The following is a 21913-nucleotide window of genomic DNA, read 5'->3' on the forward strand; positions in this document are numbered from 1 at the left end:
TTCACTGCTGCAGATAGGGGATCAGGATCGGTTTCAATTTCTGAACCCAGATTTTATACGCGTTTTCATTCAGATGGATCTTGTCTTTTTCGAGCCAGAATTCTTGCCGGAGAGCCGGTCGGTCTTTTTCCCGGAGCCACTGCCAATTGTCCAAGAATACGACATTCTTATATCCTTGCGCGATGGAGATCCAAGTCAAATTGAGCACGGGAGAAACATTGTTGATACTCTGAGTTCGGACCGGTGGAATCCCGAGAATCACCACTTTCAGATTCGGATTTATCCGATAGATCTTTTCTAATATTTTTGCAAGATTAGCTTCAATGACATCCAAACACTTTCCTTGAATGAGATCGTTCCCTCCGATTTCCACAACGATCGCTTTTGGATTTAAGGAAAGAACGTCCTCTTCGATTCGTTCCAAAAGAAGTTCAGTGAGATCGCCGCCGATCCCCCGGTTGACGGCTCCCGGAAATTCTTTTATCATCAAATCGCTCGGAAACAATTGGATCAAAGAATTTCCAACGAACACAACATTGGCGGTTTGAATCCTTTGGTTTTCCTCACGATAGATTCCGCGCATCGTGTTCCAGAGTGAGTAGTATTGTTGAAATTTTTCGTGAGAGCGATAACCAACTCCAGACCAACATTCGAAGTCGGAACTGGAGTAGTCTGTATATGATTTTTTTATCAGAAGCGAGCAGGAAACAGAAAGAAAAAGCAAGGAGAAAACAAAGAAATACCTTACCAAAGATCCTATCACTGTTCCTGCGGCTCTTTCATGTGAAAACGTTTATGCCAATCTGCAATCTGAGCTTGGAGATAATCTTCAGAATCACAAATTCTAAACTCGATCGGATTGTTGGAAGCCGTATCAATGAGCTTAGCTTCTATGTAACCGTTCTTCAGTTTATTGATTTCTATTTTATATTTCATCCATTAACTCCAGTAATGCCAGATTTTTAGATGGATTCAGGCTTTCAAACCGATTCTAAAAAAAATGAACTTACTCTTTCCAATTTTTTAAAAAAGAATAATCTCGAACTCCGACATTTCCAAATCGTTTTTCAAATTTTTAACTTCAGTTTTTTTGAACAACAAAGCGCATAACGTATTCTTGTCTAATAAAATCAAATATCTGATTCCGTTTCGAATACGGATGATTTTTCTCAAAAAAAAACTGTTCTGTAGCGGGCCGTCAAATTTTGGACCCTTACTTAACAATCCATACTGTCTTCAGACTCAATTTAGCAAAAAAAAGTTGCTGGGAAAGCTTAAAAAATGCCTAAAAACCCTTTTTTTGGACATTTTGGAACTTTTAAGATTTCTTAAATTTATACAATTCAGGGAAATTCTTTTCGGAATATAGGGCTTCCATTTCGGAATCCTCCGGTAAAATCCCACCATCCGCCAACTCGGGGACAAAGCCTGCGTCTCGAATCATACCGATCGTTTCCACCATGTCGGATCCTTTTACGTTCAAATACCCAGATGAGAACAAGGAATTGGCGGCAAAAAGCGCCGTAGCTGACAAACTTCTGAGATGACCTTCTCTTCCCGCTGCAATCCGTATTTCAGAATCCGGATTCACCAAACGGAAAAGACAAAGAATTCTTACACAAAGTTCGGGACTGAGAACGCTCGGATTTTGGATCGCGTGTCCTTTTACTGGAATAAAAAAGTTTACGGGAATCGAAATCACTCGAAACGATTTGAGTTCAAAAGCAACGTCGACCAGGTCACGAAGGGTTTCTCCCATTCCTACGATCACGCCGCTACACATCCCAATGCCGGCCTTGGAAACCGATTCGAGAGTTTCCGCTCTCTGCGCATACGTGTGTGTATCGCAGATTTCAGGATAATGATTTTGTGAAGTATTAAGATTGTGATTGTAACGATCCAGACCAGCCGCTTTTAAAAGTTGAGCCTTGTCCTCGTCTAACAGCCCGGCGGAAAGACAAACCTTCATTCCGAGTTCGTCAGTGATTCTGCGAATCGTAGATGCGAGCTTTTCGGTGGTCGGGCGATTCGGCCCGGTCCCCGAGGTTACCATGCAAAAACGGTAGGCCCCATTTTCCTTTGCCTTCAACGCATCCTCGTAGATTTCGGACTCGGATTTCATCGGATATTCTTGGACTCCGGAATTCGCGTTTTTTCTTTGCGCGCAGTATCCGCAGTCCTCCGGACAATGCCCGTTTTTGATATTATCTAATATATGAATTCGAACCTTATTTCCGTAATAACGGTTTCTTTCTTGAAACGCTCTGTCCAAACAGGTCGTCAAAGGAAGACTTCCATCAAGAATTTCCAGCGCCTCTTCCTTGGAAATCACACTAGGGGCTTCGGAGAATATTTTTTCGGTCGTATTGAGTGTTGCAGACATTCTTCAGACAGGTTCGAGGGTGGGAGTTTTCTTGAAAAGTCATTTCCCTGAATAAATTTCAGCCAAGGTTTCTCGGATGACCCTGAAAATCTTTTTCAAAGAGTCTTCCGATATTCCATAAGGAGGTGTAATATAGATCACGTTTCCGAGAGGTCTAAGAACCACACCTTTCTCTATAAACTTTTTTTTGAGAATTTTGTTTCCCGGATAAGTATAACCGCTTTCAGCACCAACTTCCAATTCCAAAACTCCGACGGCTCCCATCACTCGGACGTCGCGGATCCGATCCGCAAATTCTTTTTGAATGATTTCCAGTCCCTCTTTCATTCTTGCTTCCAATCGAAGGACTTGTTCCAGACAATTTTCTTCGAACATAAGTTTTATGGAAGCAAGCGCTGCCGCACAGGCGACAGGATTTCCCGTCATCGTATGTCCGTGATAAAACGCTTTTTCCGCTTCCGGTCTTACAAAAGCGGAATGGATCTTCCGGGAAGCCAAAGTGACTGCGATCGGAGCGGCGCCGGCGCTAAGTCCTTTTGCCATCGCGATCAAATCGGGTTTTATCTTGGCCCTTTGAAACGCAAAGAAAAACCCGGTTCTTCCAAAACCGGTGAAGACCTCGTCGACCAAAAGAAGGGCTCCATATTCTTTAGAAATTCTTTCCAGACGTTGTAGAACCTCTTCTTTGTAAAAGATCATTCCTCCGGAACCGAGGATCAAAGGTTCGATCACGATTCCGGCGACACGTTTCGGGTTTTTTTCAAAATAGGTTTCGATCGCGTCCACACATTCCGTTTTGCAAGAATCCGGTTTTTTCCCTACCGGACAAAGGCTACAGTTCGGACTCGCAAATTCTTGAGTTGGGAAGAGCAAACTGGAAAAGACCCGGTTGAAAATGGAATTCCCTCCCACGCTCATAGTTCCGATGGTATCTCCGTGATACGAAGCATTCCATTTTAGGAATATGTTTCGATCCGATTCTCCTTGATTCTGAAAATACTGATACGCGAGTTTGATCATAATCTCGACCGCGGTCGATCCGTTATCGGAATAGAGAACCCTCTGAAACAATCCGTCCGTAATTGTAAGAAGTTCTTTTGCGAGCGATTCCGCCGGTTCGTGCGTAAAACCAGCGAGTAAAACGTGATCGAGACGATCGAGTTGATCCTTCATCGCTTGGATGATTTTTGGATGATTGTGCCCGTGAATGCTGACCCACCACGAAGATATAGCGTCAATGTAAGAATTTCCAGCTTCGTCGTAGAGAAATTCTTTTTCCGCCCTAACGATTTTGAGTGGAAGTTCCGGTTCGTATTGAAGAGTAAAGGGATACCAGATCATTGAATCGCCTCTCGTAAAATAAAATCGGAATCAAATCGAAGAGAGCATTCTTTTTGAAATTGTTCCCGACTCATCTTCTCCTTCGAATGGAGAAAGAAAAATCCTAACAGCGGGACCCCGCTCCATTCTAAGATCGTCCTCATATTGTCTTCCGTCGTCTTATCGGGAGTTCCTATAAAATAAATTCCTTTGAGTGGAATTTTTCGATTTTGAATCGCCTCCAAGGAAAGAAGGGTATGGTTGATCGAACCCAAAGAAACCGGCGCCGCGAGAATCAATGGAATTTCGGATTGTCGAATGACTTCGATTGTGAGAGTCTTTCGGGTAAGGGGAACCAAAAGCCCGCCAGCGCCTTCCACAACGATCTTCTCCTCTCGAATGCTAAAAAGATGTCTCGCCAATTCGTCGGTATCGATCTCGATTCCTTCCAACTCGGAGGCATAGTGCGGAGAACCGGCGAAAGCAAAGGAATAATAATTTTTTAAAAATCTACTTTCATGTAGACCGCTTAGATTCATCACAGTTGCTCGATCGCTATCGTCTCCGGTCTGAATCGGTTTGAAATACTTGAGTCCTAAAGAATCCCCGTATTTCGCGAGAATCAAAGAACTTAAGAGGCTCTTACCGACGTCGGTTCCTGTCGCTGAAATAAAAACTGACATCAAAAGGCCGGTAAAAGAGAAATCAATTTATCGAATGTGGAATCGGTAGCATCGGAGTGAACGCAAATTCTCAATCGTGGAACGGAAACAGTAGGAGGCCGGATCGCTTTTACAAAAAGTCCTTCCTTACGACAACGAACCGCTGCGTCTAATACCGATTCTTCCGATGGGAAAAGAATCGGTATGATCTGGGATTGGGACTTGGTCTCCGGATAATTTTTGGTTTGGATCAACGTACGGAGACGGTTTGACTGTTGAAAAAGATTTTCCCGTTCCATCTCCATCGCCTTGATAATCGAGATCGAAGTCGGAATTGCGTGTGCGATCGCCGGCATAGGCGCGGTGGAAAAAATAAAGGTTCGCATCTTGTTTATGAGAAATTCTCTTCCGATTCGTGAAGTTCCGATCCAGGCCCCTTCCAATCCGAGAGCCTTTCCGCACGTATAGGTGATAAAATCCACTTCTTGCATTCTATCCTTTCCTAAAACCTGAGAGACCCTTCCGCAACCCTGATCTCCGAAAACCCCGATGGAATGTGCGTCATCCAAAACGAGGGTCGCTTCGTATTTATTCTTTAAAAAGACGAGGTCTTCAATCGGAGCCAGATCTCCGTCCATGCTAAAGACGGTTTCGGATACGATGATCTTTTCCTTCATCCTCGACTTGCGGAGCAATTCTTCGAGATGATCTAAGTTTAAATGTTTATAATATGTTTTTTCGGCCCCGGAAAGACGAACTCCGTCCAAAATCGAAGCGTGATTGAGTCGATCCGTAAAAATTTCCGTCTTTGAATTCGCGATACAAGAAAGAAGTCCAAGGTTTGCCGCATAACCGTTTGCAACAAACAAGGAACTTTCAGTTCCCGTCCATTCTGAAACCGCAACTTCGGCTCGATCAAAACTTTCTCTGTGACCGCTGACCAAACGAGAAGCGCCGGAACCGGCTCCATAGAGATCCAAACCTTCTTTGAGACTTGCGATAAGTTTGGGATGTTTTGTAAGAGAGAGGTAATCGTTGGAAGAAAAATCGACCCCGAAAGGAACTTCCAGGGTGCGATATAAGAAATCCTTTTTTAAGGATTCCAGAACGGCGGAGGCCTTCTGAATGAAAGTGGATGGATTCAGATTCGGAAAGCCTCTCGACTAAATTTTACAGCATTTCCTTAACTTCATTTCTTTCGGAAACGAGCTCGTCGTGTGTGATCTTGAATTTCTCTTTCGCGAAGTCGTTTAAAGGAAGGCCTTGGATGATCTCCACTTTTTTTCCATCCGACTTCAAAGGAAATCCGAAGATCAGACCTTTTTCAGCTCCGTAAGATCCATCGGAAACGATGGCAGCGGAGAATGCGTCTCCAGGTGCGGTAGGATTGATGATCCCACGGACGGTGTCTACGACTCCGTTCGCCGCACTTGCCGCAGAGGAAGCTCCTCTCGCCTTGATGATCTCCGCGCCTCTTTGTTGAACGTTCTTAATAAAATCGCCTTTCAACCAGTCGTGATCGGAGATTACGTCGGTGACCGGTTTTCCGGATATCTTTGCGTTGTAAAAATCAGGATATTGAGTGGAAGAATGGTTTCCCCAGATTCCAAGATGAGTCACTTCTTTTACGGGAACTCCTGCTTTTCCGGCTAATTGAGACTTCGCTCTGTTTTCATCCAGCTTAGTCATCGCAAACCAGCGATCTCCGGGAACGCCTTTTGCGTTGTTCATTGCGATCAAGCAGTTTGTATTACAAGGGTTACCGACGACAAGAACTCTTACGTCGTTCGCCGCGTTCTTTTCGATCGCCTTTCCTTGATTTACAAAAATTCCACCGTTAATTTTGAGGAGATCTCCTCTTTCCATTCCGGCTTTTCTAGGAACGGATCCTACGAGCAAGGCCCAGTTGATGTCTTTAAATGCGACGTCCAAATCAGAAGACACAGTCACTTTTTGGAGAAGAGGAAACGCGCAGTCCTCTAATTCCATGATTACACCTTTTGCCGCAGGGACCGCAGCTTCCAATTCCAGCATTTGAATCTCTACGGCGGTATCAGCTCCGAACATTTGTCCGGAAGCGATTCTAAAAAGTAGAGAATATCCGATTTGTCCTGCAGCGCCTGTAACAGCGACTTTCACTGTCTTACTCATATTTGGCCGACTCCTAGTTTTTAATTTTAATTTTTAAGTTCTTGATCGATCACTTTGGTAAACGCTTCCAAAGGTTGAGCGCCTTCCACCATAATTCCGTTGATAAAGAATGCGGGAGTTCCGCTGACTCCGTATTTCTCACCTTCCGCCATATCGGCTTCCACTTCTTTTCTCACAGAGGCGTCGTTCACACACTGGCTAAACGCTTTCATATCCATACCGGAACTTCTGGCTAAATCTAAAACGCGATCCTTTGGAAGATTTCCCGAATTCTCAAAGAGGACGTTAAAGAATTCCCAATACTTCCCCTGCGGAGCCGAGCAGTTTGCCGCGATGTGAGCAAACATCGCGTTCGGGTGAAAAGAAAGCGGATAATCTCTAAAAACCCAGCGGATTTGATCTTTATACTTCGCTCTGAGTTGTGAATTTACATCCTGACTTCTTTTACAATAAGGACATTCGAAATCAGAAAACTCGATGATCGTAACCTTCGCTTTTTCAGGCCCCAATGACGGGTTGTTGCCCGCAAGAATCGAATCGTCTCTCATCGAAGGAAGTTCTTTTACCTTTACGGAAATCTTATATTGATTGCGAAGTTCGCCAAAGATAGAATTTCGAGCTTCTTCCTTTTTTTGAGAAAGAAGATGGTTTTGAATTTCAGCCTTTACCGCATCGAAAGATTTCCCTTTTAGGGCCGGAGAATTCTTATACTGATCATAGATCGCGCGCATTTCCGCAAGAGTCGGTTCCTGAACGGAAGGTTCCATCAGATCTTTTTCGGAAACGTTACGCTCCTTTGCGGCTAAGGACACAACTTTCTTGCTCGCGAATTCGGAAAGGACTCGATACAAACGGTCGTTGGTTTCGGAATAGAATTTACGAGCGAGTCTCGCGTTCTCTTTTTCCACATCCTTGATCGTATAATTCTTTCCGTTGATTTCGGCTACGCCGTCCGGAGAAAAGTAAGAAACAACCAATGGAGAAGTGACGGCGATATAAAGTAAGAAAAGTGCGGTTATCACAAGGAGCGGTCTGGATTCCTTGGTTTTCAATTTGGCAATTATGTCTTGCATGGAAATATTTCCCCCGATGGCCTCATAGAATTGAGACTTGGTTTCCCTACTAGCCAGGTTAGAAACCTTCGGTAAGCTGGCAAACGATAAATTCGGGGCTTCCCCTGGAAGGATTGAAATCCAATCCGAAACGATCGTGCTCCGCGTTTTTTTAGCAAATTTCGAGAGGTGATTAAAAATTTTCGAAAAAACCCTAAAGTGAATCCCCTATTACCGATATTGAACATAGAGACAATCTTTCGCAAAAAAGCGGATGGATATCCCCCAAGGAGGTGCGGGTTTATGAATGTAACTGGATTGACGATCCCTACTTTTTCGTTTTCCTGGCCCCAGCCTGTAAAAGAAGCAAATCACGAAAACAAAGAAACGATGCCGGAAAAAGAATCGGTTCCGAATTCTTTTCCTACATCCGAGAAGGAAAAGAACGAGATCAAACCGGAAGAGCTCGTAATGAAACCCTCTCCGGTTTCCTTTGAAGAAAGAATGAATCAGGTAATCAGTCCGGAACAGATGAAAAATTTGCTCTCCATGATGGTTCGTTCCAGAATGAGCGACGATTCCACCGCTCACAAAATCGATGTAAGACGATAGAGGGATCTTGTTTTTCACTCTCGGACTTATCTACACCGTAGGATTAGACATACTTTTGATACTCGCCGGCCTGGCGGCGTTCGCGGGTCTTGCCTTTTTATTCTTTCAAGAAATCATCTACCCTGCGTTAAAAAAACAAAAGGCGGGAGCGGGAGATCCTCCTGAAGAAGGAGATCGTTTCGTCCTAGTAGTTTCGGAAAGCCAGAGAAACGTTCGTTTCAGCGTAGGCCAGAAATTCGGAGACATACGAACCTTTTGTAACTCGATTTCAGAGGATCACATCGTATTCAATTTTAAGAAGGCAAAAGAATCCGAAGACTACGAAATTCAGATCCAAAGAAACGCCCCCGCCCTATTCAAACCTCCCGCGATGCCGACGTTCTCTCGAATGGAATCCACTGAAAAATTGGACAGTTACGAGGTGATCGGGAAAAAAGCCGATTTTAGAATTTCGGATAAGGTCAATAAGGAAAGGATGACACAATATTTTGAGATCAGCCTATCTTCCGAATTTTTCATCAACAATTTCGGTAAGGAAAGAATGAGATTTATCTTCACGGTCTCCAGGATTCATCCTGGATTAAACAGAAGAACTCCTATCAAAAAAGGATTGTATGCGTTCGGAAAGGAAGACAAAGAAGACAAAGAGGAAGAAGAATAGTTTAGGAAATTTTAATATTCTTTTCGGATTGTAAAATCCCGTTTTCTTCCACTTTTAAGGAAAGAATCTGACAACCAAAATGAGTCAGATCGCAAAACTCCGTCACCTTCTCTTTGAGAATCCGTTCCACCCTTCCCGCGTTTTTTCGTTCGCAAAAGAGAAGAACCGAAGGTCCGCTTCCGGAAAGAGAATATCCGATTAGATTCTTTTTTATTTTTTCCAAAAGCGGATTGAGTTCGAATTCGGAATGCATTCGATACGGAGTGTGAACCCGATCTTCCAAAGCCAATTTTAACAGTTCGATATTCCCGGAATCCAAAAATTCCATCCAAGTTGCGACCCGACTCATATTAAAAATAACGTCCTCCGTGGAATAGCTGCTCGGAAGCGTTTTACGAGATTGGTGGGTCGAGGTTTCCAAATCGGGAACGAGTAAAAAACAACTTACCCGTTTTGGAAATTTCTTTTTTACAAACTCAAGTTGTTCCCCGTTGAAATAAGCAAATACAAATCCGCCCAAATAAGCGGGGATCGTATTGTCAGGGTGACCTTCAATCCGAGCGAGATGGAATAAGAATTCGTTTTCGCCGGGGAGTGAAATTTCGGAATAAAAATGTCTGTGAACAAATCGGGCCGCACAAACTCCTGCGACCGCTGCGCTCGCGCTCGAGCCCAAGCCCCCTTTCATCGGAAGGTTCAAATTCATGACGAGAGAATAAGGAATCAATCTCTGATTCGGAAGGAATTTTTGAAAGTAAGAACGATAGGAAGAAATCACCAGGTCTTCGTCGGGACCGAAAGGAAGGACTTCCATTCCCTTTACGGAGGTTTTGAATTCTCCATCCGGAAAAAAACGAAATTGGAATTCATTGTAAATCCGAAACGCAAGACCGAAAAGATCAAATCCAGGACCTAGATTGGCTGAAGTTCCCGGAACGGTGATGGAATACTGTCGGATCGATGTCATGTTTGCAAAACCATCTGATTCCGATTTTGAACCCGCTTTGGACGATGGAGGACGACGCCAGGAAGGAACCGAATCGTAAAAATTAGGACCACGATTTCTCTCCAAATCAAATCGTCATTTGATTTTCAGTCTTAGAATTTCGGATTTTTAGAATCCAACTTAGCAAAAAAGAAATGACTCACCGATTTTCAATCCGATCGGAACGTATGTCTGATTTTCATATTTTTCAAAAAAAAGAACACCGCAAAAAGGAAAGAAGCTCCGAATCGGATTCTTCGTGAAAAAGAGTTTTCCCGGTAAAACAAGAATGAATTCTGCCTGATTATGCACTTTGGATTCGCCGACTTATTTGTACTTTTATCCTACGTCATTCTCGTTTTGTTTTCAGGTTGGCTTACCTCCAGAAAGAAGGACAAAGACTCTTCCTCCTACTTTCTCGCAGGAAGAGAACTTTCCTGGATCCCCCTCAGCTTTTCGATCGTCGCAACGGAAACATCCACTCTAACGTTTCTCAACATTCCGGGACTCAGTTATTCCGGAAATCTAACGTTTCTCGGTTTGGGTTTGGGTTTTGTTCTCGGAAGAATCCTCGTTGCACAACTTTTTATTCCGATGTATTATCAATCCGGCTTTATTTCGGTTTACGAATGGGTCGGTATCAAGTACGGAAAAGTTTCCCAAAAGACGGTGACCTACTTATTCAAACTCACGAGAATTTTAGGAGACGGAGTGAGAATGTATGCCTCCGCGATTCCCGTCGCAATCTTACTGGAAGTTTTTTTCAGACAATACGGCCTGATTCGATTCGGAACTCAAGAGATCGAAATTCTAAGCCTACTTCTAATTTCGGGGATTACTATTCTTTATACGGTCCAGGGAGGATTTCGTTCCGTCGTTTGGGTGGATTCAATTCAATTCGTGATCTACGTGGGCGGTGGAATTTTCGCCTTTTTTTATCTGGGATATCTTTTAACCCAGAAAGGATTCGGTTTTTTGAATGTATTTCAATCTGCGTCTGCGTTAGGAAAACTCAAAATTTTCGAGTGGGGCGATTTTTCTTCAGCTTATTTTTTTCCAACGGCGATTCTCGGCGGAATCCTTTTGACGTTAGGCACCCACGGAGTCGATCAGATGTTTGTACAAAGAGTTTTGGCTTGTAGATCCGAAACCGATGCAAAAAAGGCGATGATTTCTTCGGGAGTTTTTGTATTCTTTCAATTCGTATTGTTTTTAGGAATCGGTATTCTATTATTCTTTTATTATTCGGGAGAAAATCTTCCCAAAGATAAGGTTTTTTCAAAGTTTATATTAGAAGAAGTGCCTTCCCCGATCACCGGTTTTTTACTCGCGGCGATTCTTGCGTCCGCGATGTCCACACTTTCAAGTTCCATCAATTCCTTATCGCTCACGACCAAAGTGGATTTAGGAATTTCAAAATTCGGCCCGGCGACTCTGAGTCTTTTCTGGGGATTGATCTTACTCCTGAGTTCCCTGCTTCCGCTTTTTCTTACGGCGGGGAAAACGGGTTTGGTAGAATTGGGTCTTTCGATCGCATCTTATACGGTCGGCCCGATTATCGCGGTTTTTTTGACCGGAAGAATTTCAGCTTTTTCTTATATGCAAGAATTGAAAGATAGATCCGCTTCCGTTTCCATCGTTTTGACCCCGATCGTAACCCTACTTTTCGGCAAATGGACCGGACTTGGTTTTACGTATTTGGTTCCATTCGGAATCGGAACCTGTCTTTTGTTCGGATTTATTCTACTAAAAATTCAGAATCGTCTTTCTGTTCCAAAATAGATTCTAAGATTCTTTTGTATTCGGCGGCCTTTGTGAAATGGATATAATGATCCCCTTCCGGGATTCTATAGAATGTAGAATTCGGAAAATATCTTTTTGCAACGGGAATATCTTCCGTTAAAAAGTATTCGGAGGCTCCTCCGATCAGAAAGTTCGTTTTTTTGAGATAAGGTGTATCGGAATATTTTTGAAAAAAATCCTGAAGCAAACGGGGAGATCCTTCGATCGCTTGCACGTTCAACTTCCATCGATAACCGCCCGATTCCATTCTTTCCAAGTTCATTTCGAGGAAATTTCTAATAAAAGCGTTTGGAAGAATTTTGACAAGAACCGCGTCGATTTCCTGTCTCGTCTGAAACTTCGATACGTCGGTTCGAAGACATTCAAATTCCAGATCATATCGTAGAGGATAGTCTTTGGGAACGATGTCCTGAATCAAAAGTGTCGAAGAAATTTCCGGGTTTTTGAGAGCAAATCCCATCGTAACCAGACCACCCATCGAATGACCGAGAAAGACCGGATCGACAATGGAATTTTTAGAAACCCAAACCTCGACGTCCTCGACCATAGACGCGAGAGAATGTTCGACAGCATGGGGAGAGTCTCCGTGATTTCGAAGATCCAGCAAATAGACGTCTGAATATTTACTTAGGAAATCCCCGACCGTGGCCCAGTTTTTGGAAGAACCAAAAAGACCGTGAAGAATCACGATGGGTCCGCAGATCGGTTTAGAAAATTTTTCGTTATGAAATGCGATTTTGCGGGAATATAAATCTACTGCAGACATTCTTTCTGAATCACTTTTAAAAATTGGTGATATTTTTTTCCGTATCGATACGGCAAACTTTGAAGATCCTTTCGAAAGGTTTCAAAGGTTTCTTTTTTTGCGGGATCTTTTCCGCAGTCTACGGTCTCGAGATCTTTTGTCAGAGTTTCCAGACGTTTCGAAATTTGGGAAGCAAAGACAGTCGCATAATTACCGTTCGGTTGGAGTTGGAGATAACGGATTTTTCTTTTTTTTTCGTCGTTTAAATAGCAGAAAACGTTTTTTTTGCAGATCGTTTCCTCCGTATATTTTACGCCCAGAAAGGCGGCGAAGTCGCCCGGTCCCTTGTCTTTGAATTCCTCTCCGATTTTCCAAAAAACCTCAGGGTTGATCTTGGAAGGTTTTCCTCTTTCGCCGGGGACGATTTCCCCAGGATTTTTGGAAAGATAATCCAAAAGTTTAGCTTCCTTTTTTTTGCTTTCGCCTTCTTGCAAGATTTCTAATATCTTTCCGAGAACGACGGCTCTTCTGATTTTTAGATAGAGATATTCGTCTCCGTGATAGATTCCGTTGTCTTCCAAAGAACTTAGGTACTGATATACGGATTCGAGTTCAGTGATTCCGGTATTCGGCGAATACAACATTCGATCGATGGATCGAAGGACGATTCTAAACCCGCCCTTTTCCTGCATGTTAAAGAGAGATTGTGTGGGAGCCCAGCCGCTGAGGCCGGTTCCGTCCGAAATAAAGCGAAAATTTTTCTCGCTTTGTTTTTCCTTTTCATTTTTGCTCTGGACTATTTCTCCAAATCCGAGTCTTCTTAAAATTTCAGATTGTTTGTCCGGGAATAAATAGAGGGGAGCGTTCGGCTTGAGAACCAACCAATCTCCTCCCCAAAGATAAGGAGTCACCGTAAAAAAAGCGAGGATCAGCGCGATCCGTCTCATCGTTTACTTGCTCAGATCCCTTATCATTTCCGCGATTCTTTCCACTCCGCGTTTGATGTCCACTTCGCTCATCGGATAGGAAAGTCGGAGTGCGTTGTCTTCTCCAAAGGCAATTCCGGGAACCGCTGCAACTTTATACTTTTCTAATAGAACGTTGCAGAAAAGTTTACTCAAAGATGTCTCCGAAGATTCTTTCCTTAATTTTTCAAAACCGGGGGTTTTGTAGACGTCGTTCAGATAAGGAAAAACGTAAAAAGCTCCCTGCGGATTCTTACAATTCACTCCGGGAATCGCGTTGAGCAGAGAAACGATTGTATTTCTTCTTTGTTCAAACGCCTTTCTCATCTCTTCCACGCAGGCTTGATCCCCGCCGATAGCCGCTTCCGCAGCAGCCTGAGAAATGGAAGAAGAATTGGAAGTAGACTGACTCTGAATCGTTTCCATATTCTTAACGATGCCGATATCTCCTGCCCCGTAACCGATTCTCCATCCGGTCATAGAATAGGTTTTAGAAACCCCGTTGATCACAAAGGTTTGTTTTTTGAGTTCGGGAGAAATCATCGCGAGATTGGAAAACACAAAACCGTCGTAGACGATCTTTTCATAGATATCGTCGCTCATCACTTGAATTCCACTCGCAAGGACGACTTCTCCGAGGGCTTCCAAATCCTTTCTCGAATAAGCGGCTCCCGTAGGATTCGAAGGAGAATTGAGGATCAAACATTTTGTTTTCGATGTAATCGCTTTTTTCAACTGCTCCGGAGAAATCTGAAAATTATTCTCAGGAGTTGTCTGTACGATCACAGGAACACCTTCCGCAAGACGTACGATGTCCGCATAACTCACCCAATACGGAGCCGGAATGATGACCTCGTCTCCTGCGTTTAACGTCGCGAGAAAGTAATTGTAGATAACCTGTTTTCCACCGGTTCCGACGATAATCTGATTTTTTTCATAATCCAGACCGTTGTCTCTTTTGAACTTGGTTACGATCGCTTCTTTGAGTTCCACGGTTCCCGAAACAGCCGTATAACGCGTCATTCCCTTATCGATCGCCTTCTTTGCGGCTTCTTTGATATGGGACGGAGTTTCAAAATCGGGTTCACCCGCTCCAAAACTTACAATATCCTCTCCTTTTTTTTTCAACTCGTTCGCTTTCGCGGTGATTACGAGCGTAGGAGAGGGTTCGATGACGTTCAGCCTTTTTGCGCTGAGATCCATGCTGTTCCTCTTTTTGTGTTTCTTACTTTAATCAACAACTCTTGCCGATCGGTTTTGTAGAAAAGAATCAGGCGTTGTTCAATTGTAACTGTAAAAGCGCCAATTCTTCCTGAGCTTCTCTGAATTGATCCAGTGTATAAATTTCGTATTCGTATCCTTGTTCCGTAAGAAACAACTGACGGTTTTGTCCGAATCTTTCTTCGTTCGTATCTCTTGAAATCAAAGAATAGAAAACGGCCGTGTTGTCGTGTCCTTTCGGTCTCAGGATTCGTCCCAATCTCTGCGCTTCTTCTTGTCTGGAACCGAAAGTTCCCGAAACCTGAATCGCGATGTTTGCATCCGGTAAGTCGATGGAAAAGTTCGCCACCTTACTTACGACGAGAGACTTGATCTGTCCGGAACGAAACGCATCATACAGGGTTTGTCTTTCCGGAAGCGGAGTTTTTCCGGTAATCAAAGGAATATTGAATTTCTTTGATATTTCTTCCAGTTGATTGATGTATTGTCCGATCACGAGCAAATGGGACTCGGAATGTTTTTTCATAATGAGTTCGATCGCCTTCATCTTCTCCGGATTTTCAGAGGCGAGTCTGAACTTTTCGCGATCGTCCGCGATGGAATATTTCAAACGAAGGTCGTCGTCCATATTGACACGGATTTCCTTACACTTCGCTTCCGCGATCCAAGACTTACTTTCGAGTTCCTTCCAAGGAACGTCGTATTTTTTCGGACCGATGAGCGAGAACACGTCTTCTTCGAGGCCGTCTTCCCGAACCAAGGTCGCCGTTAAACCGAGCCTTCTTTTTGCTTGGAGTTCGGAAGTCATTCTGAAAACCGGAGCGGGAAGTAAGTGAACCTCGTCATAGACGATCAGCCCCCAGTTGTTGGCGCTGAAGAGGTGGAAGTGGGTAAAATCTCCCCCCTTCTTCTTTCTATGAGTGAGAATGTTGTAAGTCGCGATCGTAATCGGACGGATCTCTTTGACTTCGCCGGAATATTCACCGATATCTTCGGGAGGAATGTCGGTCTTGTCCAGAATTTCGTTTCTCCACTGACGAATCGAAAGTGTGTTCGTAACCAGGATCAGAGTTTCGGCTCCGACGATTTGCATCACTCCGATTCCAACGATGGTTTTCCCAGCACCGCAAGGAAGAACGACCACACCGGAACCGCCTTCGTTACCGCCGCCCGCGTGAAAAACTTCCACACAAGCTCTCTGGTAATCCCGCATTCCGAACTTTTTACCGCTGATACTATCGGCTCTAAGATTGAATCCGTATTTGTTTCCTTCGTCGTAACCTGCGAGGTCTTCCACAGGAAAACCGATTTTGATGAGCGCTTGTTTGATATGACCGCGGTATTCTTTTTTAATATAGATCTTATCCGGAAATGTGGATTCGATGAATGGCTGCACCGCTCTGTGATTTCCGATCTCTTGTAAAAATCCTTTTTCATTGGAGATAATCGCGAGTTCACCGGATTCTTCTTTGACGAGTTTTACTTTTCCGTAACGGCTAATCTGTTCACGGATTTCGTTCACGATATTTTTTGGAACGGAGTATCTGGAGAATTTTTCGAGACATTCTACGATTTCATCCGCTGACATCTTGATGGAAGCTGCGTTCCAAAGTGAAAGTGGTGAAATTCTGTATGTATGGAGGTATTCCGGGCTTTTTTCTAGTTCTGCAAATTTGGAAACAATAGTCTGACAGGCCTCAAACTCCGGGTTATCGACCTCCAAAAGCATAGTTTTATCACTCTGAACGATTAAGGGTTTGCTCATTTGTGTCTGGTTTCCTGTTTGTTTAGACTGAAAATCGACCCCTTTCTGTCAAGAAGAATGCGAACATAAGGTTTTTTCCTTCTAAGAGGAAAGAGATCGATCCAAAGTTTCACATTGTAGAGAGCAGAATTTGAAAACAGCCGCTCTTTTCTTCTTCGGGCAATAAGGTCGTCAAAGAAAAACCGTGTAAAACCGCGTTCCCCGGAGCGCTCATAGGTTCGATGGCAATCCTGTTTCCCCGAAAGTCCGTGTAGATTTGCACGTAGGAAAGAGGAATCTCATTCGAAGCGTTCGCATACGAATGAATCGAAACTTGGTACGACTCGTTCGGAACCTGCAAAATTACATTCGGCTCTTCTCCAAAAAATAAGGAGTCAAGAGTGGGTATCTGTTCCAACTCGAACGCGTTCGTCTCAACTCCGTAGATCGGATAAACCGGGATCAAATCTTCTTGTAAAGGAATCTGTTTCTTCATGTTAGACCGGAGCCGCGGGAGAGGTGATTGAGAATTCATTCGAAAATACGGATGATAACCGTAACAAAAACGGAAAGGAACCAAATTCTCATTTTGAAAAAAGGTTCTTAGAGTCAGAACCTCTTCGTTGGAAATCGTTTGCAAAGAATATTCTTCCCGAACTCGGATCTTACTTAAGGGTGTGAGTGAAAACGTTTCGTCTGGAATCAGTTCCAAAAAAACTGAATGATCCGTATGATCAATGATGCGTCTTCTCCAAGAATACGCAAGACCGTGGGAAGGATAACCTTTCGAGTCCTTGGTTCCCGAGTTTTCTAAGGAAATAAATTCTTCACCGAATGCAATCCGATCCGAAGTATGACGATTGACCCAGGGATACATCAAAAAAGAACCGGAACTAAAAAATCTTTCTTTCGGATCGTAACCTGCGAGAATCTCCAGATTTTTTCCGCTCTTCGGGTGTTTCCAGATCCAGGAAAGAATCTGGTTTCCCGGCTCGTTCAGTTTCAATCGGGAACGTTGGCTGAATATTTCGGGCACGGCGAACAAGTTTGCGAGAAAACGGAAATTATTTCCAATCAATTTTGAATTCTTTTTTAAAACTTGGGTCTTAGGAAAGGAATTGAAAGCCTGCTTTGTTAGTGGAGACTGACCATTCCATAGGAGAATTTCTTTGAAAGCACCGATTCTGACTTGGACCTATTCCCTGATCCTGACTTTCTTCATAACGAACTGTTATATCCCCGTGAACGCAAATCTTGGAGGCCCCGGAAAATCGGCGGAACTGAGAGAAAAACTTCTCACGGGAAAAAATGAGGATAAAATTCTCATCATTCCCATCGACGGAGTGATCAGCGACGAAGGAGAAAAAACCTTTTTCGGCGGACAAGAAGATTCAATTCTTGCCGGAGTCAAAAAACAACTCGAACTCGCGGAATTGGATCCCGAAATCAAAGCGGTCATTTTAAAAATCAATTCTCCCGGCGGTTCGGTTACTTCCAGCGACATTCTTTATCGAGAAATTCTACAGTTTAAAAACAAAAAGAAAATCCCGGTCGTTTCCTTGTTTATGGATACGGCCGCGAGCGGAGCCTACTACATCGCGATGGCCACCGATTTGATTGTGGCGCATCCGACCACTGTCACGGGTTCTATCGGAGTGATTCTTTCCGGAATCAATTTCAAAGAAGGTTTGGATAAACTCGGAATCAAGGATCAATCGATTCGTTCCGGCGGAAACAAAACAATCGGTTCTCCCCTGGAAGACCTAACTCCCGAACAAAGAAAACTCCTTCAATCGATCGTTGACGATCTTTATGAAAAATTCTTTGAAGTAGTCAAAACCGGTCGTCCGGGAAAAAATCCGACCGAGCTTCGTAAGATCGCCGACGGTAGAATTTTTACGGCTTCTCAAGCTTTGCAACACGGTTTGATCGATAAAATCGGTTATTTCGAAAATACGATCCAGGACACGATGGCGCTTCCGAACTACCGCAAAACTCCAGGAAACACAAGTCCTCGGATCATCTACTATTCTCAGAGCTCCGAAAAAAAGGCGAACTTCTATCAGGTTCAATCTCCGGAGTTGAAAATCGATTCTCCGATTTCTAAAATTCTCGGGGCGGGAAAACAGGTTCGTTTTCTCTATCTCTGGTCTTATTGAGAATATTATAAATTTAGAGTTTATTTTTCGGAAGTCTGATGCTATTTAATTCTTTGCCCTTTCTATTTTTATTTCTTATCACGTATTTGATCTATTGGAACGTCTCAGGACCTTGGAAAAAAAGGGTCCTCCTCGTTTCTTCGATCGTCTTTTACGGATATTCCCATATAGCCTTTCTGATTCACTTTTTACTCGTGATAGGAATCAACTATTACTTCTCCACAAAACTCTGGGAGATTCGGGAACGCGGAGAATCCACGGGAAAACTTCTGAAATGGGTCATCGTTTTAAACGGAATCAACCTCGCCTTCTTTAAGTATTACTATTTTGTAATGGATTCTATGAGTTCTCTCACCGGGATGGAACTCTGGCAAAAACTGGGGACTTCCGTAGAAATCCTACTTCCACTTGCGATCAGTTTTTACACGTTCCAGTTGATCGCCCTACAAGTGGACATTCACAGAGGTTTGATTCCGAATCGAATTGGCTCTGGCGACTATTTTCTTTTTATTCTCTTTTTTCCGCAGTTGATCGCGGGTCCGATCATGAGATCGACCGATTTTCTCCCCAAACTCGATCATCCGACAATCGATAAAAATCGGATGAAACTCGGAATCTTTCTTTTGATTTTTGGTCTTTTTAAAAAATCAGTTCTCGCCGATTCCATCGCCGGAATCGTCGGCCCGATGTATTTAGAACCGAGCTCGTATCACGCTGCTTCCATTTATATCGGTATGGTAGGCTTTGCTTGTCAGGTTTACTGCGACTTTTCGGGTTATACCGATATCGCGAGGGGTTCCGCCTTTTTACTCGGATACGATATTCCGGAAAATTTTCGGGGACCGTTTCTTTCCGTTTCTTTCCGCGAATTTTGGGGTAGATGGCACGTTACACTTTCCACTTGGCTTCGGGATTACATTTACATACCTTTAGGCGGAAGCCGACAGGGAGAATTCAGATCTCAGTTGAATATGTTTCTCACGATGTGTCTCGGGGGCCTTTGGCACGGCGCCAATATCGCCTTTGTCCTCTGGGGAGCCTATCTTGGTCTGATCTTGGCCGTGGAGAGAATTGTAGAACCCAGACCAACACCCGGAGTCTCAAACACTCCTTCGACTACGGTTCGAATTCTGAGAAACGTAGTAACTCTCAATCTGTTTGTCTTTTCGGGAATTTTCTTTCGAGGCGGTTCCGCCGGTAAAAACTCTGTATCTTTTATGTTGGATCTCCTCAGCGGTTATAAGAATCTATTCGTAGGAAAAATACTTCCGCGCTGGGAAGAGCTTTTTCTATTTATCCTGTTGACGATTGGCCTAAACGCTTTCCAGTATTATCCTCAACTTATGGGGAAGATCGAAAAACGGTCTTTGTTCCTGATCCCGATCCTGAGTGTGATCCTATTGCTTCTTCTGGGCGTTTTTGGAGACGGCGGCGGAGAATTTATTTATTTTCAGTTCTAAGTCGATTTTCTAAAACGAAAAGGACTTCTTCCTAGGGAAGAAAAGGGGGCGATCTTGAATCGAGGAATAAAAAAACGGTTCGCTTTCATTCTTTCGATCCTCTGTCTTTTCCCGATCCTTATCGATTGTTCTCCCCGATGGATACGGGAACTTCCGGCAAACGATCCAATCGAAAAAATTCAGAATACAATTCCGGGAGGAATGTATGTTCGCAATCGACCGGAACGTTCTCATAGAAACACCCTCTTCTACAAAAATGTCGTACAGGAAAGAATTTTCCTAAACGAGGCCGATCGGACTTTTGAAAAATCGATGCGAAGAGAAGTAAAAGACAAAAACGAGTACACGACCTATATCGTGATCGGGAAGGGCAAATATTCGGTTTCCGGGAATTGGGTTTTGTTGGAAACTCAGGAAAAGGGAGAAGTTGAATTCCAGGGAAACGGCGAAGCTTTTGAAATCGTATATTCTCCTTTTATTCATAAATTGTTATATCACTACGATTCTTCCACAAAAACTCTCGTCCCATTGTTGTATGAGTCCGGATATCGTGAAAAAACTTTCGGACTTATGGACGGGGTCAGTCGACCTTATTTAGAGGATAAGTATTTCCAAATAGCGCGAAATAATTTTTTAAAAAAAGAATTTCAGTTTCACGCCTATTTCCACCAAAGATGAATCTTTCAGACTCAATCAAAAAATATTTTCAAAGAGTGGGTTGGTTTCTGCCAAGCCTAAACTTTCTATTTTTGATTTTGATCGTTGTCTTTCTCGAAACTTCCGAATTGAGCGCCAAGGAAAGAATCATTCTCTATCTGATTTCCATTGCTATTCTCTACCTAATCAATTACATTTCCTTTATATTATTTCTCACTAAAAAGTTCCTACCCGCCGAGGAAGTCCGCGGAAAGATGATGAAACGTTTCCGAAAAGGAGACGATCGGATGCAGACGTATCTGTTTCCACTTTCCATCGACGACGATTACTACGAAATCTATGGCCGCACCCTCACTTACAATCCGATAGGCGGAGATTTTTACAATTTTCTAACGGATTTTAAGGGGAACTACTGGCTCGGAATCGGAGACTCGGTCGGGCACGGATATTTAGCCGGAATTTTCAGTATGATGATCTTCCAAAAGATGTCTTTGCTCGTTCATCTTTACGACAATCCGGACGAAGTCATCGAACGTATCAACGAAAGTCTCTCCAAAAGAACGGAAACTTATCCTGCGATAAACACCAGTTTATATGCTACGTTTTTACTAATCAAGGCGGATACGGAAGGAAACGTCCAACATTCCGGTTTGCATCCGAGTTTTGTACATTACAAAAATAAAACCAAAAAAAACGAGATCGTGGAGACTGACGGAAAATTTATTTCCACGACGATGAATTCCAGTTTAAAGAACACGCCTGGGAAAAATCGGTTTTCGATGGAATCCGGCGATATCGTATTTTGCTTTACAGACGGGCTTTACGAACAGAAAAATAAAGGAAACCTGTATTTCGGGGAAAGCCTATTCCGATTTTTGGAAGAAGTTTCCAAAAACGATCTAAAAAAAATCGCGGACAATCTTTTTGAGGAAATTCTAATTCACACTGGAGGAAGAATTCAGGATGATATGACGATCCTGATGATTCGTAAAAAATAAATGTTAGAATTGACCCCCCTCGAAACTAAAATACTAGCCAACCTTTCTCTGGAAGACAGGGACGCGCGCAAATTAGGAAGAATTCTCCAAGACGTCGTTTTAGTCACTGGACTGAGCGAAGACGAACTTTTAGAATTTATACCGTTCGGTCTCGAAGAAGAAATCATTCTTTTGAGAACGGAATACAACTTTACAAAGTTCAAAAAGTCCTTAATTGCAAAATTGACAAAACGGAATTATCCTTCTCCCGGTCTTTCCGCCCCTATCCCCGAAACCATTAGTCCCTCCCTCTAAGGAAAAAATCCTCGGAGGATTCAATTCCGGATTGAAGGGTC

General features: G+C 43.3%; 22 protein-coding genes. 8 read left to right on the forward strand and 14 right to left on the reverse strand.

What is annotated here, in order from left to right; all coding sequences use genetic code 11:
- Position 1: 1 nt before the first annotated feature.
- From JWG45_RS16170 to JWG45_RS16205, 8 genes are all read right to left on the reverse strand, one after another.
- Entirely contained in the window at positions 2-583 is a 582-nt protein-coding gene (locus JWG45_RS16170) for a GDSL-type esterase/lipase family protein (protein ID WP_408611644.1), read from the reverse strand.
- Positions 584-759: 176 nt separating this feature from the next.
- Entirely contained in the window at positions 760-936 is a 177-nt protein-coding gene (locus tag JWG45_RS16175; RefSeq protein ID WP_000875511.1) for a hypothetical protein, read from the reverse strand.
- Positions 937-1318: 382 nt separating this feature from the next.
- Complete coding sequence (bioB, locus tag JWG45_RS16180; RefSeq protein ID WP_205280670.1) at positions 1319-2383, reverse strand: biotin synthase BioB; 1065 nt, start codon at positions 2381-2383, stop codon at positions 1319-1321.
- Positions 2384-2422: 39 nt separating this feature from the next.
- Positions 2423-3724 (reverse strand): adenosylmethionine--8-amino-7-oxononanoate transaminase, encoded by a 1302-nt coding sequence (gene bioA / locus JWG45_RS16185; protein WP_205280671.1) that lies wholly within the window; start codon positions 3722-3724, stop codon positions 2423-2425.
- The gene (gene bioD / locus JWG45_RS16190; RefSeq protein ID WP_205280672.1) at positions 3721-4386 is read right to left on the reverse strand and encodes a dethiobiotin synthase; all 666 of its coding nucleotides are present in this window, start codon (positions 4384-4386) and stop codon (positions 3721-3723) included. Before bioD ends, bioA begins: the two co-directional genes overlap by 4 nt.
- Positions 4386-5510: an aminotransferase class I/II-fold pyridoxal phosphate-dependent enzyme gene (locus tag JWG45_RS16195; protein ID WP_232380730.1), complete on the reverse strand. Its 1125-nt coding sequence runs from the start codon at positions 5508-5510 to the stop codon at positions 4386-4388. Before JWG45_RS16195 ends, bioD begins: the two co-directional genes overlap by 1 nt.
- A gap of 25 nt (positions 5511-5535) precedes the next feature.
- A complete protein-coding gene (locus tag JWG45_RS16200) occupies positions 5536-6516 on the reverse strand; it encodes a malate dehydrogenase (RefSeq protein WP_069607233.1) in 981 nt (326 codons plus the stop codon).
- A gap of 26 nt (positions 6517-6542) precedes the next feature.
- Positions 6543-7589, reverse strand: a complete 1047-nt coding sequence (locus JWG45_RS16205) for a DsbA family protein (protein WP_205280673.1) — start codon at positions 7587-7589, stop codon at positions 6543-6545.
- A 282-nt stretch (positions 7590-7871) separates the two neighbouring features.
- Here JWG45_RS16205 and JWG45_RS16210 point away from each other — a divergent pair, with 282 nt between their 5' ends.
- Both JWG45_RS16210 and JWG45_RS16215 read left to right on the forward strand, forming a co-directional pair.
- A complete protein-coding gene (locus tag JWG45_RS16210; RefSeq protein WP_205280674.1) occupies positions 7872-8180 on the forward strand; it encodes a hypothetical protein in 309 nt (102 codons plus the stop codon).
- Between the two features lie 7 nt (positions 8181-8187).
- Complete coding sequence (locus JWG45_RS16215; RefSeq protein ID WP_205280675.1) at positions 8188-8841, forward strand: hypothetical protein; 654 nt, start codon at positions 8188-8190, stop codon at positions 8839-8841.
- Between the two features lies 1 nt (position 8842).
- On the opposite strand, the gene thrB is transcribed toward JWG45_RS16215, so the two are convergent.
- Positions 8843-9808 carry a homoserine kinase gene (gene thrB, locus JWG45_RS16220; protein ID WP_205280676.1) on the reverse strand — a complete coding sequence of 322 codons (966 nt, stop codon included), beginning with the start codon at positions 9806-9808 and terminating at the stop codon, positions 8843-8845.
- Between the two features lie 324 nt (positions 9809-10132).
- Between thrB and JWG45_RS16225 the strand changes: the two genes are divergently transcribed.
- On the forward strand, positions 10133-11608 hold the full coding sequence (locus JWG45_RS16225) for a sodium:solute symporter family transporter (RefSeq protein ID WP_205280677.1): 1476 nt from the start codon (positions 10133-10135) through the stop codon (positions 11606-11608).
- On the opposite strand, the gene JWG45_RS16230 is transcribed toward JWG45_RS16225, so the two are convergent.
- From JWG45_RS16230 to JWG45_RS16250, 5 genes are all read right to left on the reverse strand, one after another.
- The gene (locus JWG45_RS16230; protein ID WP_205280678.1) at positions 11565-12395 is read right to left on the reverse strand and encodes an alpha/beta fold hydrolase; all 831 of its coding nucleotides are present in this window, start codon (positions 12393-12395) and stop codon (positions 11565-11567) included. The genes JWG45_RS16225 and JWG45_RS16230 overlap by 44 nt on opposite strands.
- Positions 12383-13321, reverse strand: a complete 939-nt coding sequence (locus JWG45_RS16235; protein ID WP_205280679.1) for a hypothetical protein — start codon at positions 13319-13321, stop codon at positions 12383-12385. Before JWG45_RS16235 ends, JWG45_RS16230 begins: the two co-directional genes overlap by 13 nt.
- Positions 13322-13324: 3 nt before the next feature.
- Entirely contained in the window at positions 13325-14542 is a 1218-nt protein-coding gene (locus tag JWG45_RS16240; protein WP_205280680.1) for a pyridoxal phosphate-dependent aminotransferase, read from the reverse strand.
- Positions 14543-14609: 67 nt separating this feature from the next.
- The gene (locus JWG45_RS16245) at positions 14610-16325 is read right to left on the reverse strand and encodes a DNA repair helicase XPB (RefSeq protein ID WP_205280681.1); all 1716 of its coding nucleotides are present in this window, start codon (positions 16323-16325) and stop codon (positions 14610-14612) included.
- 109 nt (positions 16326-16434) lie between these two features.
- The gene (locus JWG45_RS16250) at positions 16435-17340 is read right to left on the reverse strand and encodes an aldose 1-epimerase (RefSeq protein ID WP_205280779.1); all 906 of its coding nucleotides are present in this window, start codon (positions 17338-17340) and stop codon (positions 16435-16437) included.
- A gap of 133 nt (positions 17341-17473) precedes the next feature.
- Here JWG45_RS16250 and sppA point away from each other — a divergent pair, with 133 nt between their 5' ends.
- From sppA to JWG45_RS16275, 5 genes are all read left to right on the forward strand, one after another.
- Positions 17474-18463 (forward strand): signal peptide peptidase SppA, encoded by a 990-nt coding sequence (gene sppA / locus JWG45_RS16255; protein ID WP_205280682.1) that lies wholly within the window; start codon positions 17474-17476, stop codon positions 18461-18463.
- Positions 18464-18501: 38 nt separating this feature from the next.
- Positions 18502-19923: an MBOAT family O-acyltransferase gene (locus JWG45_RS16260; RefSeq protein WP_205280683.1), complete on the forward strand. Its 1422-nt coding sequence runs from the start codon at positions 18502-18504 to the stop codon at positions 19921-19923.
- 66 nt (positions 19924-19989) lie between these two features.
- A complete protein-coding gene (locus JWG45_RS16265; protein ID WP_205280780.1) occupies positions 19990-20601 on the forward strand; it encodes a hypothetical protein in 612 nt (203 codons plus the stop codon).
- The gene (locus JWG45_RS16270) at positions 20598-21578 is read left to right on the forward strand and encodes a PP2C family protein-serine/threonine phosphatase (RefSeq protein WP_205280684.1); all 981 of its coding nucleotides are present in this window, start codon (positions 20598-20600) and stop codon (positions 21576-21578) included. Before JWG45_RS16265 ends, JWG45_RS16270 begins: the two co-directional genes overlap by 4 nt.
- On the forward strand, positions 21579-21872 hold the full coding sequence (locus JWG45_RS16275; protein WP_205280685.1) for a hypothetical protein: 294 nt from the start codon (positions 21579-21581) through the stop codon (positions 21870-21872).
- Positions 21873-21913 lie beyond the last annotated feature (41 nt).

It is taken from the genome of Leptospira ainlahdjerensis (assembly GCF_016919175.1).
GTDB classification, from domain to species: Bacteria; Spirochaetota; Leptospiria; order Leptospirales; family Leptospiraceae; genus Leptospira; species Leptospira ainlahdjerensis.

Bases quoted from the DNA above. Each gene is read 5' to 3' on its own strand.
- JWG45_RS16170 (WP_408611644.1), bottom strand. From the start codon at position 583: ATGCGCGGAATCTATCGTGAGGAAAACCAAAGGATTCAAACCGCCAAT.
- JWG45_RS16175 (WP_000875511.1), bottom strand. From the start codon at position 936: ATGAAATATAAAATAGAAATCAATAAACTGAAGAACGGTTACATAGAA.
- bioB (WP_205280670.1), bottom strand. From the start codon at position 2,383: ATGTCTGCAACACTCAATACGACCGAAAAAATATTCTCCGAAGCCCCT.
- bioA (WP_205280671.1), bottom strand. From the start codon at position 3,724: ATGATCTGGTATCCCTTTACTCTTCAATACGAACCGGAACTTCCACTC.
- bioD (WP_205280672.1), bottom strand. From the start codon at position 4,386: ATGTCAGTTTTTATTTCAGCGACAGGAACCGACGTCGGTAAGAGCCTC.
- JWG45_RS16200 (WP_069607233.1), bottom strand. From the start codon at position 6,516: ATGAGTAAGACAGTGAAAGTCGCTGTTACAGGCGCTGCAGGACAAATC.
- JWG45_RS16205 (WP_205280673.1), bottom strand. From the start codon at position 7,589: ATGCAAGACATAATTGCCAAATTGAAAACCAAGGAATCCAGACCGCTC.
- JWG45_RS16210 (WP_205280674.1), top strand. From the start codon at position 7,872: ATGAATGTAACTGGATTGACGATCCCTACTTTTTCGTTTTCCTGGCCC.
- thrB (WP_205280676.1), bottom strand. From the start codon at position 9,808: ATGACATCGATCCGACAGTATTCCATCACCGTTCCGGGAACTTCAGCC.
- JWG45_RS16225 (WP_205280677.1), top strand. From the start codon at position 10,133: ATGCACTTTGGATTCGCCGACTTATTTGTACTTTTATCCTACGTCATT.
- JWG45_RS16230 (WP_205280678.1), bottom strand. From the start codon at position 12,395: ATGTCTGCAGTAGATTTATATTCCCGCAAAATCGCATTTCATAACGAA.
- JWG45_RS16235 (WP_205280679.1), bottom strand. From the start codon at position 13,321: ATGAGACGGATCGCGCTGATCCTCGCTTTTTTTACGGTGACTCCTTAT.
- JWG45_RS16240 (WP_205280680.1), bottom strand. From the start codon at position 14,542: ATGGATCTCAGCGCAAAAAGGCTGAACGTCATCGAACCCTCTCCTACG.
- JWG45_RS16245 (WP_205280681.1), bottom strand. From the start codon at position 16,325: ATGAGCAAACCCTTAATCGTTCAGAGTGATAAAACTATGCTTTTGGAG.
- JWG45_RS16260 (WP_205280683.1), top strand. From the start codon at position 18,502: ATGCTATTTAATTCTTTGCCCTTTCTATTTTTATTTCTTATCACGTAT.
- JWG45_RS16270 (WP_205280684.1), top strand. From the start codon at position 20,598: ATGAATCTTTCAGACTCAATCAAAAAATATTTTCAAAGAGTGGGTTGG.
- JWG45_RS16275 (WP_205280685.1), top strand. From the start codon at position 21,579: ATGTTAGAATTGACCCCCCTCGAAACTAAAATACTAGCCAACCTTTCT.